Source organism: Shewanella halifaxensis HAW-EB4 (assembly GCF_000019185.1).
GTDB classification, from domain to species: domain Bacteria; phylum Pseudomonadota; class Gammaproteobacteria; order Enterobacterales; family Shewanellaceae; genus Shewanella; species Shewanella halifaxensis.
Genome location: NC_010334.1, coordinates 163354 through 181486 on the forward strand (window position 1 = coordinate 163354; position 18133 = coordinate 181486).

Genomic DNA, 18133 nt, shown 5'->3' on the forward strand with positions numbered 1-18133 from the left:
CTAAAGGAGGTCGGCAAAAGGTTGAATGTAAACTGTGTCACCTGGATTTAACTGTTCATCTTTCTCGCCAATCACGATGAGACAGTTTCCTTTTACCATAGAGCTAAGCATCCCTGAGCCCTGAGCACCGCTTGTGGTTACATGTAACTTGCCATTGGCAGCTAAGTGATAGATACCGCGGGTAAACTCTGTACGACCTGTACGGCTGCGCAGTGGTTTATCGGTAATGGCTGGCACCATAGTCGGTGCCCAGTTTTGCTCACCAGCAAGCTTACGGATCGCTGGCTGCACAAACTGCAGGAAAGATACCATCACGGCAACCGGATTACCCGGTAAACCGAAGAACAGCGAGTCGTCAATCTGACCGAAAGCGAGTGGACGCCCCGGGCGCATATTGATACGCCAGAAGTTAATCTGTCCAACTTGCTCAAGTACCGTCTTAATATAATCGGCATCACCGACCGACACACCACCAGAGCTGATCACGATATCGGCTTGCGCTGCGCCATCTTTTAGCGCCTGAGCGAGCGCCGCTTCTGAATCTTGGATGATCCCTAAATCGATCACTTCACAACCCAGCTTTTTCGCCATCGACTTGATGGTGTAGCGGTTTGAATCGAATATGCAGTTAGCTTTCAGCGGCTCGCCCGGTTGGCAAACTTCATCGCCTGTAGAGAATACGGCAACTTTAGGACGTCTAAATACCGGTAACTCGCCAAAGCCTAATGAAGCCAATAGACCTTGCTCTGCAGCGTGTAGGCGGGTGTGAGCAGCAAGAGCGGTTGCACCTTGTGCAATATCTTCGCCCGCTTGGCGAATATGTTGCCCTAGGCTCATTTTGCCTTCAAAGCGTACTTCGCCGTCTTGCTCATTGGCAAGCTCACGCAGCTGAACCGTATCGGCTCCGGCTGGTAGTGGCGCGCCTGTCATGATGCGTACCGCTTCACCCGCTTGGAGTGTGCCATCATAGGCATAGCCTGCCATCACTTCGCCAACCATCTTGTAAGATGCGTTTGGCTCGTCATTTAGCTTAAAGGCGTAACCGTCCATCGCCGAGTTGATATGTTGTGGCACATTTATTGGTGAGATTGCATCACTGGCTAGTATACGGCTCTCTAGCTCATCAAGTTCAACAGATTCAGTGGCAGTTAAAGGCGTTACATAAGATAGGATCCTATCGATACCTTGGCGCACAGACAGTGTGCTGCTGTTATCTAGCTCACAGCCACAGGTTGGTGCCATTGGTAGGTCGATTGGGCAAGGTTTCCACGCGGCAATGTACTCGCTAACGTAATCCGCGATTTGAGCGATATTGTTGATATCTAGACGGCGCAGCTCACTTGGTAGCTGGGTGTCATCACAGCAGGCAATAGCTTGGATATTGTCATCATGGGTATGGATGAAAGGTTTGCCGTGAGCGGCGCGGTGAAGTTCAATCTTGGGCAGTTCGAGCTTTTTAAATCCTTCGACGAGGACGATATCGACCTTGTCGGCTTCAATCTGTTTCAGCAGGTGAGGTAGCTCTGGGTCTGAGTCTATTGCATCTTCCGTCATCAATGCCCAGCGCACATGGGAAGCAACTAACATCTGCTTTGCGCCGGCTTTGCGCATTTCATAGCTATCTTTACCGGGGATATCGACATCGAAATTATGATGAGCATGCTTAATGACTGCGAGTCGCACACCGCGGCGATTAAGTTCCGGGATTAATTGCTTTAATAATGTGGTCTTGCCTGTACCGCTATAAGCACAGAATCCGAGTACAGGAATAGGTAACGGATTAGTAAAAGGTATGCTCATTTACACCTCTAGTAATTTTTCTCATTAGCTATGGCTTCGCCAAGCTGCTGTTTTTGTTCTGGCGTATTTACGTTTACGAATGCATTTGGCTGATCTGAAAACTCGGCGACCACATAGTGATGCTTGGCGTACCAAAAATCGATCTTGCGTTCGCCGGCATCTAAAAATGCCTTCATGGATGCACGTAAACTTGGCTTTAGCAACATAACAACGGGTTGCTCACGCTTGCCATCGCTAGCGACGGCGAGTTCTGCGTCTTCAGCCGTCAATTTCGCTAGCATTCTAGCGACTAAATCTGTCGGTAACAGTGGGCAATCGCAAGGAATGACTAATAAATATTCCGCGTCTGTATTGCTCATTGCGGTGATCATGCCAGCAAGTGGTCCTAAATAGCCAGTATCTTGGTCGCTGATCACTTTAAAACCAAACTCAGAATAACGGTTTTGGTTTCGATTTGCGTTGATCAGGATCTCCTTAACTTGAGGTTGTATCCGCTCGATTGCATGTTCAATCATAGGGCGATTTTCTAGTTCGACTAAGCCCTTATCGTTTCCACCCATGCGTCTGGCCATTCCGCCAGCAAGGATTACTGCATCAACTTGTGCTGTCATCACTGTTATCCTATTGTTTATTGCAGTTTTATTTGAAATTACCAATGAATTTACCCAATCGACACATTGAGTCTCGTTGAGACATCTATGTGAGCCTTAGCAATATCTTGATTGGCACTGATATTACTGCTTGTAATGGTCTTATCGCAAACTAGCCAGGCATGATCGCACACTTTAGTCAGCATACAAGTCTGATGGCTACTAATTAGCATGCCTGTGCCTTGTTGTTTTAGATCGGCAATCATCTGCAATACCAGATGTTGAGAGTGCTTATCCATATTGGAAGTAGGTTCATCTAGCATTAATAGCTTGGGCTGAATAATCCAGGCTCTGGCGATCGCTAAACGTTGTTTCTCACCACCAGATAAACTCGAGGCGGCCTGAGTGAGCAAGTGACGCAGTTGCGCCTTATCTATCGCCTGCTCGGTTCGGTCCTTGAGGATCTCTCTATCTGTACTTAAAAATCTTAATGGATAAGTTAAGTTATACATCACACTGCCTTCAAAAAGGTAAGGGTGCTGATGTAGATAGATGGCTTTGCCGGTAATAGAGTTGCTGCGCCACCATGGGGCAGCCGAGAAACCTTGTGCTTGAATGGTTCCTGCCGTTGGCTCGATAAATCCAGCGAGTAGCTTCATCAAGGTGGTTTTACCGCAGCCATTGTCACCTTGCAGGTGGATCACCCGGTTTTGCTCGAACACCAGTTTAGTTGCGCTAAAAAGGTGCTTGTTCTCAAAACGCATCTCAATATTTGTTGCGATGATCCTAGCGTTGATTTTTCTATTGATAGTTGCCATTTTGCTTAATGACTCCTCGGCTCGGCTTTGCCTCTTAACGTACCTAGGGCAAAGTTTAAAATCAGTGCTAAGACGAGTAGCACAAGTCCGAGTGCAATCGCCTGTGCAAAGTCGCCTTTACTGGTTTCTAGTGCAATAGCGGTAGGAATGTTACGAGTCACTCCCGCTATGTTACCGCCAACCATCATGGAGCAACCGATTTCCGTCAAGATACGGCTAAACGCGGCAACAATAGCTAATAATAGTGGAACTTTAAGCTCTCTGCAGACCGCCCATATCGCACTCAATGCTGGTGCGCCTAAGGTACGGGAAGTTTCCCATGCTCTGCGATCAACACTGGTAAAGGCGGCTTGGCTCATGGCAACAAGTACTGGGGCGCAGATAAGCATCTGGCCAAGAATCATGCCTTTTTGGGTAAACAGCCATTTCAAATCGCCAAGCGGCCCCATGCGGGTGAGTAGCAGATAGACCAGCAGGCCTATCACAACCGTAGGGATAGATTGCAATGTTTGGACGAGATTGGTGACTAACCAGCGGCCGGGAAAGCGTGCAAAGGCCAATAGAAAGCCCAATACCATCGAAGGCAGTAGCGTGATCGCTAAAGCCGCAAATGATACTGAAAAAGAGACAGATATGATGGACCACACTTCTGGGTCCAATGAAAACAGCAGGCTTAATGCCTGCTGTATAAGGGCTAACCAGCCTTCATTCATTCGCTATAAGTTGCCTTGAACAATTGTTCTCCCTGAACTTTATAATTGTTGATCATGCCTTGCGCTTCAGCGCCGATCAGCCAGTCGCTCAATGCCTTAGCACCCTTGTGGTTTAGTGTTGGGTACTTGGTTTCACTGATTAGTATGATTTGATATGGGTTAGCCAGTGCTGCACCGCCATCAAAATCTACTGCTAAGTCTATTTTACCTGAATAAGCAACAAAAGTGCCACGGTCAGATAGTGTATAAGCTTCTAATTCGCTAGCCATAAGTAGGGTTTTGCCCATACCTTGACCAACAGCCGTGTAACCTTTGAAGTCTGGAGTAATATTAGCATTCTTCCAGATCAGTAGTTCTTTCATGTTGGTGCCTGAGTTGTCACCACGTGAAATGAAAGGTACGCCTGATTTTTCGATTTTAGCAAAAGCTTCTTCGGCTGTTTTGCTTGAACGGATTTGAGCTGGGTCGTTCTTTGGGCCTAGAACAACAAAATCATTTTCCATGATACCGCGTGGTAGATGACCATAACCTTCTTCAACAAATTTCGCTTCAGCGCCTGGTGCATGAGTCATTACAACGTCAACGTCGCCTTGGCGAGCAAGTTTAAGCGCCTTACCAGTACCCGTCGCGATAACTTGTACCTTGTAGCCAGTTTCTTTTTCAAAGGTTGGCAGTAGGTTCTTTAATAGGCCTGAGTTTTCAGTACTGGTTGTTGTCGCAAGTTTGATAACTTCGTTAGCTTGGGCTGGCATACCAACAACTAGTGCTGCGGTAACCGCAAGACCAATAACGCGTTTAAGGTTTAGCATTTTTACTCCTTGGAAAATTAAAATTGGCCACTCGATACCTGAGCGCCTGTTAAAAATCGAATTCAGTGCTCATGAAAAGCAAGTTTGATGCCATGCTTGAATTGGCTTATTTCAGTTCACATTTGTAACTCCGGTGTGAGCTTAGTCGCATCGATGACAAAAAAAGCACAGACATTATGTCCCAAGATCGCGATTACATGGTTCATAGTGACCTATTGGGACTGGTTCGATGATAGACTCGGTTCATAATGAGTCAAAATGTCCCTCCATAAGACAGGGTGGGACAGAGAATGAATAATATGAAGCCACTTCCTTCTGCTGTATCTGTATTGATCGTCGATGATGAACCGGGCATGCGCAGCTTTCTAAAGAAAGCGTTAGCGAAGAAATTTGCCTTAGTTGAAACCGCTTCGAGTGTTGAAGATGCGGAGCAACTGCGTTCACGCTGCCATTTTGATCTGCTAATTGTCGATATTCGTCTGCCTGGACGCTCGGGGATCGAGTGGCATGAGGCGCTTAACGATCAAGAGAGACGCTCTGATATTATCTTTATGACCGGCTATGCCGATATGGATGTGGCGATAAAGGCATTACGTGCTGGCGCATCTGATTTCATTATGAAGCCGTTCCACCTTGAACAGATGATGAAGGCCGTTGACCGCTGTATCGAACGCCGCTTACTCAAGCGTGAGAACTTGATGCTGCGCAGAGAAGTGTCTTTCAATCAGTCTTCGACCATTATTGGTCAAAGCGATGCGATGACAGAAGTGAAGCATGTTATCGAACGTGTGGCGCCGACCAATGCAGTGGTCTTGATCGAGGGTGAATCAGGCACTGGTAAAGAGTTGGTGGCCAGACAGCTGCATATTCTCAGTGGCCGCCAAGGTCCATTTGTCCCGGTTAACTGTGGCGCTATTGCCCCTGAACTGTTAGAGAGTGAGCTATTTGGGCACTCTGCAGGCGCTTTTACTGGTGCGAAAGGTAACAGAGAAGGCTTATTTAGCTTTGCCTCTGGCGGGACTATCTTCCTCGACGAAATTGGTGAAATGCCGCTTAAGATGCAAACGGCATTATTGCGTGTGCTCGAGCAGCGTACTATTCGCCCTGTCGGCAGTGAGAAAGAGATTAACATCGATGTGCGCGTATTAGCGGCAACCAATCGTAAGCTTTCAGAAGAAGTGGAAGCGGGTAACTTCAGACGTGACTTGTATTATCGCCTCAACGTGCTCGATATCGTGATCCCGCCTCTGCGTGAGCGCCCAGAAGATATTGTAGAGCTAACTCATCACTTTACCTGCCAGTTAGCTGCCGAATTGGGTGTAAAAGAGGTGGTTTGGAGTCATGAAGATCTATTAAAGCTGCAACAACACGAATGGCCAGGTAATATTCGTGAGCTGCGAAATATGATTGAACGCTGTATCCTACTGGGAAAACCACCTGCCGAGTATTGGAAAGCACAACCTAAGGCTGAAACGTTGGGCGAATCGGGTTACCCACTGCAATGGGCGCTTAAAGATGTTGAGCGTGACCATGTGACTCGCGTTGTTGACGTGCATGGTGGTAATAAATCTGCGGCGGCAAGGGATCTAGGAGTATCACGTAAAACCCTAGATCGTAAGTATAAAGAGTGGTTTGGCGGCGAAGCCGACAAAGAAGAATAATAAAGAGATCGCTCTAGGAGGAGTATCGGTGTCGTTTTTTTCCAATATGTTTGGTGTGAGTTGGCAGCAGATGCAGGCGAAGGTGCGTTATCGTATCTTGATTTTGACCTTGTTGCCTATCCTACTCACACTTGTGAGTTTGGTTTTTATTACTATCTATTGGAATATAAGCTATACGGGTAAGCAGCTGTTTATGAAGGTCAAAGCCGATTTGACCGTCGCCAATAGCACCTTGATAACCGTTCAAGACAATCAAGAGAAACAGCTTGAGCTGGTGATGGAATCTTGGCCATTTCAGAATGATTTTCGTCAAATAGGTAACCACCCCACCCTGCAGCGCAATAATCTGCAACAGGTTTTGGATAAGGCAAAAAAAGACCTTAACTTAGATTTCTTACGTTTAGTCAGTGTGTCCGAGGCTGCAGCTGACCCCGATCTTAGGCAGATGCTGCCGCATATTGAAGGATTAGCACCTTTTTCTGGGTTAATGGTGCTCGAACCAAGTCGTTTATCTCGCATCGACCCAGAGCTCGCTGAAAGAGCGGAAGTGACCGTCATTAAGACCTTGCGGGCACATGAGCCAAATAAACACGAAGAGAAGCGTGGCCTGTTAAGCAGAAGCTTGCTGCCAGTTGCCGATATTAATGGCAATGTGGCTTGGTATCTAGATGGCGGCATCATGCTTAATCGTGATACGCGTATTGTCGACCATATTCGAGACTTAGTGTACGACAAAGGGACTTTGCCTGAACGCTCTATCGGTACCGTCACCATTTTTCTCGATAATATCCGCATCAGTACCAATGTTCCGCTGCACTTTTTTCCACAAGGCGATGATAAACAAGGTCGTGCGCTAGGTAGTTTGGTTTCATCTGAAGTACGCGAGAAGGTGCTAAATCAAGGGCTACTGTGGGTCGATAGAGCCTTTGTTTTTAACGACTGGTTTATCTCGGCCTATTCACCACTTAAAGATATTAACGGTAAGCGGATCGGTATGATCTATACCGGCTTCTCTGAATCCCCATTTATCCATAACTACTTACTCAACATTATTGAGCTCGGTACCATCTTGATGTTGGTGCTGCTGGTATCGGGTTGGTTGGTATATCGTGGTGCCTACAGTTTATTGCAACCGATTGAGCGTATTCACCATGTGGTTAAAGCGGTGCAATCCGGTCGAAACTTGCGTATAGGCTCACTGGGATTAGACAGTGACAACGAGCTATCTAATCTTGCCGAGCAGTTTGACCGCATGTTGGATCTGTTGCAGCGACGCAATAGCCAAATTCAAGCTGCCGCCGAGCAACTTGAGGTCAAGGTTGAGGAGCGTACTCGTAGCCTGCAAGAAAAGACCGAAGAGCTACAGGCCAACGTGGCCCTGTTAAATGAGACCCGCCAACAGCTGGTGATCAATGAGAAATTGACCGCTTTGGGTGAATTAACGGCAGGTATTGCCCATGAGATCAACAATCCGACCGCGGTGATCCTAGGCAATATGGAGTTACTTAAATACGAGCTAGGCGATAGAGCGGTTGATGTCGAAGAAGAGATAGAACTGGTTATTCAGCAAGTGGGACGGATTAGCACCATTATTCGTAGTTTGTTGCAGTACAGCCGTCCAGGCGAATTTAATGCACCACTTGAGATGCATCAGATCACGCCAATTATTGAAGAGATGTTGGTGTTGGTTCGCCACTCTATTCAGAAACAGGAGGTGGTGCTCAATCAAGAGCTTAATGCCAGCTATCCTATACAGGTCAATCGCCCACAACTGCTGCAGGTGTTGATTAACCTTGTGGTAAATGCGGCCCATGCAATGAATGGTAAGGGACGGATCTGGATCCGCACTTACGATTGGGTGCAGCATGGCGAGCCTATCGGGGTAAAAATCGAAGTGGAAGATGAAGGTAAAGGGATCCCGGAAGAGGAACTTAACCGCATTTTTGATCCGTTTTTCACCACCCGTAAGGACGGTACTGGCCTAGGGTTATCGCTTAGCTACGGCATTATTAAGCGTATTGGTGGCACCATTGAAGTGAGTTCGACAGTGGGTAAGGGGAGCTTATTTACCATCGGCTTGTACCATAAGGCTATTGAAGACCAGAGTAATGCTCCCTACGAAGGCTTGCTGTTTAGCGGTAAGCACAATGACATGTCGAAACAATAATCATTGATTGGTATACAAGAAATCATACAGAGTGTGGGTAGTGCTGAATAGCTTGCCCATTCGCTGCTCCTAATCTCTTCTCTATTTCTCTAGATGGCAACTGAATTTCAGGCAAAAAAAAGCCGAGATAATATCTCGGCCAAAAGAGTGTGTGAGCAATGTCGTGCTTTAAATAAACTCTAACTTGCAGGAGATGAGATGCCTTTAAGTTATTTCCGAGTTTTGGAACGCATGCAAATAATAATCATTATCATTTGGTGTTGCAAGTATATATAGTAAAAAAAGTGCTACTTTTTGCTGTAAATTAATTATTTTCAGCAAAAACATGCAATTACGATTGATTGTTTACATGGTAAACCCTGCTTCCAAGTTGAAATATGACTGACCGTGAATTACAGGCAAAAAAAAGCCGAGAAATCATCCCGGCCACTTAAGAGTGTGTGAGCAATATCATGCTGTAAAAACTCATTTAACAAATCGAGATGATGAGAACTTTATTTGTTAATTCGAGTTCTAGAACGCAAGTTAACAATAATCATTCTCATTTGGCTTTGCAAGCTTTATTACACGTTTTTAGCAAATTTACTCACTTTTCTTAAGCTCATACAAAACCAGTGTTAGAACTGTTTCTGTAGGTGCAGCTTATTTTGACTGTGATTCTGAGTATCACTAATCATTGCTGTGATCTGGTATTGGCTGCTGATAAGCATGTTTAGCATGCTAGGGAAGCAGTTACGGGTTTTAACATCGATACGTTGATAGCCTTGCTCAGTCGCCCAGCGCTCTTGATACTCAAGTAAGCTCTTAGCTAAGCCTAGACCACGGAAATCAGGTGCAACACCACCTAGCCAACTGTAAAAAACTTGGTCTTCAGTTTGGTAGCCCAACTTAAAGCCTGCAATCTCACCCTCTACTCTTGCGATAAGCAATAATGCCGGGCCCGCGAGTAAGCGTGTAGCGATCTCTTGGCTAGCATAACCTTGCTCAAATTCAGGAATGCTTGAATAGCTTGTTTGGATCAGTTCGAAGACTTCAGGCGTAAACTCGGTAACAGCTTCAATTTCAATGGTGTACATTTCTAACTCTCAATAACCTATAACTTCGCCAGTTCACCCAGTAATACAACCAAACCATTGGCTGAAAGGTGAACGAATTGGCGAAATTATAACAGGTCAGTCCAGTTGTTGTTAAGCGTTAACTGCCGTTAGGTGGCGGTTTTACGAGCTTCGTCTTGTAAGATCTTATCTTGTAAGAACTTTAATAACAGGCCGTATGCAGGTAAGAATAGGCCAAGGCTCACAATCAACTTAAAACCGTAGTCAACGGTGGCGATTTCAGGCCAGTGTGCTGCCATAAACTCATCGGTTGAGGCGTAGAAGGCTAGGCCGAAGAATACGATAGTGTCTATAAGGTTACCGACGATGGTTGATGCAGAAGGTGCAACCCACCAAGACTTGGTTTCTCTGAGCTTGGCAAATACAAAAATATCCATCAGCTGACCAATCAGGTATGCCGCGAAGCTAGCGAAAGCGATTCGGAATACAAAACTGTTAAACTCAAGCAACGCTTCAGCGCCTTGGAAGCTACCTTGGTGAAACACCACGCCCATCAAGTAAGAGATGATTAGTGCAGGTAACATGGCGAGGAAGATAATTTTTCTTGCCGCTTGTTGGCCGAAAATTCGAACCGTGAGATCTGTGGCTAAATAGACAAATGGAAAGCTAAATGCACCCCATGTGGTATGGAAGCCAAATATCTGGAAGGGAAGTTGTACAAGGTAGTTACTCGCACAAATAATAACAATATGAAAGCCTGCTAATAGCAGTAATGCACGGCGAATCTGTGCAGGGGTCAACATCAACATCTTGTGGCCTTTTTAAATAAATCGGGCGGGGTTAGGGAACCCGCAATAGCGATCATCGCTATAATTTTACAATTTTTGGTTAAACATAGTGGTTCGTCCCCTACATGATATAGGGGCGGCAAATTATAGAGCAGTTTTTTATTTGAGCAAGTATAAATCTTGACGTGCGATTAACTTTGTCTTTGATAGTCATTAAAAGAGTTATTTTAGTTTTGACTGGCACCCTGTTATCTAATATTGGCTAATGTTAAAAAAGACAGCAGAGAGTCTGCTGTCTTTGATATACCTATGGCTCAGTGTAAGGTTATTGCTTATTCAATCGACCATGCCAGCGTCGATAACCGAGCAAGGAAACTAAGCAATATAACCAGATCCATGTCAGTGAACCCGAATCATTACTTATAGGGCGTTCAATGAAATTTACCCTAGCGTTAGCGACTTGAGTAACTCCATTTTCCCTAAGCTCAATAACGGAATATTCAATAGTAATTTCTTCAGGTAAAGAGGTCGGCAATGTGAGTTGCAGAGCTTGTCCATCATGAGTGATTACCCCATGACTGGTTGTTGCACTGATGATTGACAACGGATCTTCAGCATCTAGATCGTTTGCCAATACATCTAGGTTCACCTCTATTTCATCATCATATAAGGTAAAACTATCGTCCTTGAGTATTGGCAAGGTGTTACCGCTGAGCAATACTGCAACACCGCCAGGATCAACAACGGTGCCATTAGCAATGCCATCTGCATCATTAGCGCCTCCGTCAATGATGACTAATTTAACGCACCAGTCCCCCCGTGTTAAACCACTGCTCCAACTTTCAGCGTGAGGAGCAGGACAAATGCCTGATTTACCTCGTGCTGAATAAATAGCTCCAGCTGAGAGATCAAACTCCACCCATTTAGCCTCACCATTTTGCGTGACTTGATACTTGCGATAGCTAGCATTTGCTGGGATTGGGTTCATTTGAGGTAATACTATCGCAATGGTATCGCCTGGGATCTTTAACCCTTGTACGATGAAGTCAAAGATCCCCCCAACGACTGACGTTTCGGTATCAATGACAATGTTGTCTAACTCAGGATCCAGTAACAGACCTCCGTTATGATTATCAGGAACCGTCATCCCCTTTTTCAAACTAAGGCCAGCCTCAACCTCAATCAAGTGGCTTGATTGATTATTTACTATGGCAGGCATTAGATTTGGAACCATGATTGCGTCTTGGTAATCAGGAATGCCGTCTTGATCCGAGTCTGTCATTCCCTCAAGCTTATCCGGAATACCATCACCATCAGTATCAGCTACTGCTGATAAGGCTGGTAGTTCGCTACGTATATCTAAATACAAGTCATGTCTAGAATGATGTTTTGTTACGTCATGCTCTCCCAACCTAGTGACATCAACACTGACTTTACGTACACCTTCATCCATACCGATTTGAGGTACAAACTTAGCTATACTACTGGTAAGGTCATCTTCTATCGTCAAAGCGATATCATCGCTGTGCCATTCAAAATTAAATTGCTCACCATCTTTGGCATTTTGTACTAGCAAATTAACCTGAACACCTTGTCCAGAGCCCTCCTGCTTCGGAATGGCAATGATGGAGCGCTTTTCTCCATTTTGGGTCAGCACACTGCTGACTAGCGGAGGCTGTGGCTCAGATTGAATCGATAATGCGAAGGTATTATTTTCTCCTTGGTTAGTCGAATCCGCCAATGCGACACGATAAGCCACAACAGAGTGCTCACCCACATTATCAGTCAACATCAAGTCTAGAACTCCTTCTGTACCAGCCTCAATCAATAATGATTCCTCAGTAGTCATGCCACTGAGCTCATCAGTCAGTATGTAATCAACCATTACTGGATATTGAGGGGCCTCACCATTAAGCATAAACTTGACACTGTAACTCTCATAACCGAGCAAGTGTACCGAGGCATCACGTGGTAACGTGACCTGTGGTCGTATATTCACTTGTTGCTCTACAGCTACCTTATTGCCTTTACTGTCAGTTGCTTGCCAAACCACAGTATGACGCCCCGGGGGAAAGTAGATCTTATCATCACTCCGTATTGGCGTTAGCGACTCCCCTTCGGCATCAAAAGCATCGGGTATAGGCAGCTCTATCTCAGATAAAGCTCCTGTTGCATCAAACCAAATAGGTTCGGGTAAGTTGATGACGGGTAACCCTTCATCTTCTTCTCGTTCCAGTGTAAGAACAACATTGGCACTGTCTTGTTGATTGAGACTGTTATCGACAAAGTAGCTCAATGTGACCCGTGTTAACGGCTGATTCAATGCCACTATTAGGTTGCGACCATCAATACTTACCTGACCATTACTCGTTTGAGCTGCGGCCAATGTTAGTGTCTCACCTTCTGCGACTCTGTCATTGTCCAAAACGTTAAGTACATAGCGTTCATCTTGATCGGCAGGCAAAGTAAAGCTATCGGCTATGGCAAAATTCGCTTCAGGCTCGCCCGTTACTTCTATAGTAAAGTCAGCCAAGAAGGTGACATCAATACCATCTGAAACACGGATCCTAATTCGCTCGTGTAGTCCTAAGTCATCCTCAGCTGACGGAGTGCCGACTAGCTCACCGGTTCTATTATTAAAGCTGGCCCACGCTGGTTTATTGTTGATACTAAAACTTAAGCGATCGCCTTCAATATCGTTCACCTTAGGGGCAAATTGATAGTGACTACCGAGATCCACCGATGGCTTAGGTATTCCACTGATAGTCGGTGCGTCATTCACAGCTTCGATGGTCATATGAACCTGATTACTAATGGTCTGAAAGCCATCTGTAACACTAAACTTAAAAGTATCTGTGCCTGAATAGTTTTCATAAGGTTGATAACTGACAACCGAACCCGATAGTGACACGCTGCCATGAGACGCTGGACTGATACTGAAACTTAAAGGATCATTATCTTTATCTTGCACCAAGGCCGCTAAGTTAATTGTGCCACTGTGATCTTCTAAGACTGTTAAACTGCCACTATTAGCCGAAGGTGAGTCGTTGACCGGTATCACTTCGACATTGATAGCCGCTTGGGCTTGTCCACCTGCGTTGTCAGTAACCGCATAGATAAAACTTACCTGACCATTAAAATCAGCGGTCGGTGTTAATACTGCCATAGCCCCTGCAAGGGCTATGGATGCAGTGTCAGCAGCTGGAGGAGTAGAGATTGAGTAGCTGAGTAGGTCTCCGTCAATATCGTTAACCAAACTTGCTAGATTAACCTGCAACGTACGGTCTTCCTCAATATGATAACTGGCTGATTGCGCTGTTGGCGCGTCATTAACGGGTAATACCGCTACCGATACTTGAGCGCCAGCGATCAACCTAATCCCTGAGTGTTTATCATCCACGGTATAACTAAAGCTGTCTGCTCCGAAGTAGTTTTTGTTAGGGGTATAACTGACCATGGTACCGTTAAGAGAAAGCTGACCATATAAGCCTCCTGACACCGAGAATAACAGTTCATTATCATCGACATCCTGTACTAAGGTCATTAAATTCAAGCTAGCTGTTGCATCTTCATTGACGATAATTTGCCCCGCACTGGCAACGGGAGCATCATTTACTGGCGCTACATTCACATTTACCCAGCCACTGGCTGTGGCACCGGCTATGTCAGTTACCTGATACTTGAATTTAGTGGCGCCAAAAAAATTAGCCGCAGGCATATAGCTAGCATTGTTTCCAGCTAACTCAATATTTCCATGGCCGTCAGGCAAAGGGGTAATAACACTGAAACTGTGTTGCTCATCGCCATGAATAAAGTCATCGTCTTTTACAAGAGTAGACAGGTCGATGCTAAGTAAAGTGTCTTCTACTATTTCTAATTGAGCGCTCGATGCAACAGGCAGATCATTGATATTAGATATATTGACTAGCTGAAGTGGGAAGTCATTGCGTACACCTTGGCTCACTGCGGCAATAACCACAATGTTATCACCTACTCCGCTATCATCAGCTGTGCCGCTGAGTGATGCGGTTATTCCTTGTGGCTGTAATGAGAGCCAAGCCGGGGCATCAATCACTTCAAAAGCAACGTGTTGATTGGCTGGGATATCTTCAACCTGCAAGGTTAACTCGTATAGCAGGTCTTCGCTTCCTTGGAGCTGTATATCCTCAGGTAAGGTGGTAAACAAAACCGCTTTGCCATGACTTAAAATAGGATAGGCCTTATGGTTGAGTAGCCAAGTTCCAGCTTGGTTATAACTGCCCATATTCCAGCCTGCATCGATGAAAGTTTGCAGATTGTGTAACTCTTGGGTCGTTTTTGCATACGGTTGGCTACAGCCAGTTTCAGAGCCTGAGCAGTCAAAGAAGCTATTTTCGATTATAGGCTCAATACCTTCTGCTCTACCGAAAAGCTCACTATTAAATCCAGTGGCATAGCTATTAGATACACGGCAACCATCCCAAGTGACTCCAATTAACGCCCCACTTGTATTGCCGCTTACCTTACCACTCGCATAGCTATCGCTGACTGAGCTGAGAGGCTTGTCTGGGTCTGAATTACAGCGTCCCACCAAGCCACCTACGCCCCAACTGGTAGTTAACACTTGGCCAGATGCGCTAGAGCGCACTATACTGGCATTGTAAAGCCCACCGACTAGGCCACCGACATAGGCACTGGTTGAAGCCACATCGCCAGTTGCGACGCTATCTTCTATTCGTCCCCCATCTGCGTCTCCGATAAGTCCACCACAGTTAGAGTCACAGATAACATTGCCGCGAGCGAAACTGTTTGTTATTAACGGAGTTCCAAAAGTTGATCCGATAAATCCGCCAGTGCTGGAATATCCATGAACGTCGCCTTCAGATCGACTCGCGATGACTTCTCCCCCTGATAGTGTTCCAATCAACCCACCAGTTGGCTGTGTGACACTCGGATTATCAAGCGTCATAGTTACCAGAGCGGTCGAAGAGCAATGCTCAATTGTCGGATGACTAGCATAACCAATCAGTCCACCTAAATAACTGCCAGGTTTTTCATCGGGGTATACATCACTGTCCAGACGACCAACAGACTTAACTTCTCCTGATGTATGACAATCAACAATCGATGATTGCATTACATTGCCAGCCAGCCCACCAACGTAATAATCCCCAGCTACATATAACCGCTCTAAATTAATGTATTCTAATGATCCGGCGGTTAACTTGCCGAAGAAACCGATGTTGTCGGATTGTGGCCTATTGATGTATAAACCATGAATTTTAAATCCTCCACCATTAAATGAGCCATTGTAGGCTATTGAATTATCGCCGATAGGTGAGAATCCCATAGGCTCATCCGGAGTATCTGGTAACAGATCATGGTCACCTAAATTCCAGTTTTTAGTCTCGCTGGCATCTATGTCTTGCGTCTGTAGCCAGGACTCATCCCAGGCCGATGGGGTTTCGCTGAGCCAACGTAACTCAGCGAGATTACTGATTAGCCCGCCACCACCATCAATATATGGGCTGCCATCGGGTGCCATTGGGACTTGAGGTAATACCTGCGCATTAGCCTTTAAGGCCAAGCAACTCATTCCTATTAATAAAGCGACTGCTGTTATTCTTATCATAGCCACGCCCTCGAGTTGTTCGTAATGTGATCAGTTATGGTGGCATCAAACCACTATTGTTCGAAAAATAATCAGCTAAAGATCACAAATTCAAATCTTGCCTATACTCCTTAACTGGCTAATTCTTTTTAACTTTTAGAGGGCTAGATACCTAGATTCGGGAAGGGAGGGTCTTTATCAAATAGACTTACACGCTTTGTTCTCAATTTTCTGCAGTATGGAAGTGATTAGCTCAGGTTTTGGGTATATTAGTTCAAGGTTATTGGGTGGTAGGCAGTGAGCTTCAATTAATACCAATGAGAATAAGGTATTGATCTACTCAAAGTGCTTTTGGCAACCTAATTCAAGGAAAATAGCTGAAAGAATTGTAGCTTCCTTGTAAGACTAATCAACCCAGAGGTCGGCAGCCAAAATCGCTTAGAAAAGCGATTTATAGATGGTTCGATTTTACTCTGCATAAGGGGGGATGAAATAGATGAACACTTTAGAAGGGGTAGCTAGCCCGAGGGATAACCATGACTCAGCCTATGGAATGTTATGTGATATCAGTAATATCATGGTGTTATACTAGCCGGTGTTCGTCGGCTAGTTATACTGCACTCAAATGTGCGACTCTGGTATAGTTAACATTAGCTGAAGCCTGATATGAGATTACAATTCAGTTAAGATAGACAAAATGGTGGTGAGTTTATTTTCTAACTCGGTCCACTCTTTATCGGCTTCTGAGCCCGCGACAATGCCTGCACCAGCAAATAGATTGATACGACCGGGCTCAATCAATGCGCTGCGTATTGCCACGGCAAATTCGCTTTCATACTTATTAAAATAACCGCATGCTCCCGCATACCAGCCTCTTACATAACCTTCTTGCTGGCGAATAAAATTCATAGCCGACTCTTTTGGAAGGCCGCCTACGGCAGGTGTTGGGTGCAGGGCTTGGATCAGCTGAAAGTCATTCACACCGGGCTTTAGTTCGGCACGAATAGAGCGGTGTAGATGCTGAATATGGCTTAGTTTAAATACTGTTGGGGTTTCTTCAGCGCCAACATAGTTACTCAGTGGGTTAAGTACATCGACAATATGCTGCCTAACCAACTGGTTTTCATGACTGTTCTTGGTGTCATCCAGTAACTCCTGCGCTAGCGCCTTATCTTCTTCTTGGTTTAGCCCTCGAATCGTAGTGCCAGCGAGTGCTTCGGTAAATAGCTCACGTTGACGACGGCGATACAAGCGCTCTGGGGTGCAAGAGATAAAGGTACTATCTGGGCTAAACTGAAAACCAAATTGAAAACTATTAGGGTTACGACCTTGCCAGCAAGCCAATAGCATCCAAGGGTCAACCTGCTCGTTAATCTCAAGTTGAGTCAGTCGCGACAAGACCACTTTGGGGGTGTCTTCAATAAACTTGGGATGTGTTACACGGTTAACTAGCTCGTCCCAACGATACCGATCGGGTCGATCGCTACGGCCCATTAGTGCCACTTTATTTGGTGGTGCTAGTGGCTTAGGTGCGTCTAAGGCTTGTAATGATTGCAGCGCATCATCAATTTCTTGAGTGAATTCTTGCTCGGTAAAGTTGAGATTAACCAAAAGTTTGTAGTCATTACCACTGCGACGCAGCTCTATGCGAGGCAGAACAAAATGCGCTTTACCAAAATCAGGCCAGCTTTCGTTTCTACGGTCGAAAGCCACTCCGCCGTAATAACGGATCTCTTGATTATTGGTAAGTGCCCTTTGTTTCTGATATTCGACAGACAGCTCGATATCATCAACTTCATCACCAAAGAAAAAGTCTTTACAACTGCCAATGGCGGCCACTTCCTCTTCGGTATCACGTCCCTTCCAATACACTCTCGGGTAAGTTGATTGTGCTGCTAGCCAAGCGATAACTGGGATCGGCGAAACCACCACGGACAGCTGGACAATGGGGTCGCTGTTTGGTTGAAGAGTAAAGGATTTGATTTTGTCGGTTAAAGACTTAACGGCTTGAGGCAGCAAGGGGATGGTCAATAAGTACTCCAAACAAATATCATTAGGGCTTGCTTAGAGGAGCTGCCTCTAATCGGGATACACCCATCGCACATTGGTAATAAGAATCTTTACCACAAACTAATAGTCTGC

The 18133-nt window shown here is 45.5% G+C and carries 11 protein-coding genes; 2 read left to right on the forward strand and 9 right to left on the reverse strand.

The features are described 5' to 3' along the window. From SHAL_RS00740 to SHAL_RS00760, 5 genes are read right to left on the reverse strand one after another with little or no spacing between them, the layout of a single operon-like run. On the reverse strand, positions 1-1800 hold the full coding sequence (locus tag SHAL_RS00740; protein WP_012275278.1) for a bifunctional molybdopterin-guanine dinucleotide biosynthesis adaptor protein MobB/molybdopterin molybdotransferase MoeA: 1800 nt from the start codon (positions 1798-1800) through the stop codon (positions 1-3). A gap of 8 nt (positions 1801-1808) precedes the next feature. Continuing rightward, positions 1809-2411, reverse strand: coding sequence for a molybdenum cofactor guanylyltransferase MobA (mobA, locus tag SHAL_RS00745; protein ID WP_012275279.1), 603 nt, complete (start codon positions 2409-2411; stop codon positions 1809-1811). A gap of 50 nt (positions 2412-2461) precedes the next feature. Then, a complete protein-coding gene (locus SHAL_RS00750; RefSeq protein ID WP_012275280.1) occupies positions 2462-3208 on the reverse strand; it encodes an ABC transporter ATP-binding protein in 747 nt (248 codons plus the stop codon). Positions 3209-3213: 5 nt separating this feature from the next. Further along, a complete protein-coding gene (locus SHAL_RS00755) occupies positions 3214-3921 on the reverse strand; it encodes an ABC transporter permease (RefSeq protein ID WP_012275281.1) in 708 nt (235 codons plus the stop codon). After that, positions 3918-4730, reverse strand: a complete 813-nt coding sequence (locus tag SHAL_RS00760; RefSeq protein ID WP_012275282.1) for an ABC transporter substrate-binding protein — start codon at positions 4728-4730, stop codon at positions 3918-3920. Before SHAL_RS00760 ends, SHAL_RS00755 begins: the two co-directional genes overlap by 4 nt. 278 nt (positions 4731-5008) lie before the next feature. On the opposite strand from SHAL_RS00760, the gene SHAL_RS00765 reads away from it, so the two are divergent. Together SHAL_RS00765 and SHAL_RS00770 are read left to right on the forward strand one after the other, a co-directional pair. Continuing rightward, entirely contained in the window at positions 5009-6391 is a 1383-nt protein-coding gene (locus tag SHAL_RS00765; protein ID WP_041415781.1) for a sigma-54-dependent transcriptional regulator, read from the forward strand. Between the two features lie 28 nt (positions 6392-6419). Beyond that, the gene (locus SHAL_RS00770; RefSeq protein WP_012275284.1) at positions 6420-8558 is read left to right on the forward strand and encodes a sensor histidine kinase; all 2139 of its coding nucleotides are present in this window, start codon (positions 6420-6422) and stop codon (positions 8556-8558) included. A 617-nt stretch (positions 8559-9175) separates the two neighbouring features. On the opposite strand, the gene SHAL_RS00775 is transcribed toward SHAL_RS00770, so the two are convergent. The 4 genes from SHAL_RS00775 to SHAL_RS00790 form a co-directional block, all read right to left on the reverse strand. Beyond that, positions 9176-9634 carry a GNAT family N-acetyltransferase gene (locus tag SHAL_RS00775; RefSeq protein ID WP_012275285.1) on the reverse strand — a complete coding sequence of 153 codons (459 nt, stop codon included), beginning with the start codon at positions 9632-9634 and terminating at the stop codon, positions 9176-9178. 128 nt (positions 9635-9762) lie between these two features. Continuing rightward, on the reverse strand, positions 9763-10422 hold the full coding sequence (locus tag SHAL_RS00780; protein WP_012275286.1) for a 7-cyano-7-deazaguanine/7-aminomethyl-7-deazaguanine transporter: 660 nt from the start codon (positions 10420-10422) through the stop codon (positions 9763-9765). 304 nt (positions 10423-10726) lie between these two features. Then, on the reverse strand, positions 10727-16012 hold the full coding sequence (locus SHAL_RS00785; RefSeq protein WP_012275287.1) for an Ig-like domain-containing protein: 5286 nt from the start codon (positions 16010-16012) through the stop codon (positions 10727-10729). Between the two features lie 651 nt (positions 16013-16663). Further along, positions 16664-18022 (reverse strand): isochorismate synthase, encoded by a 1359-nt coding sequence (locus tag SHAL_RS00790; RefSeq protein WP_012275288.1) that lies wholly within the window; start codon positions 18020-18022, stop codon positions 16664-16666. Positions 18023-18133: the final 111 nt, after the last annotated feature.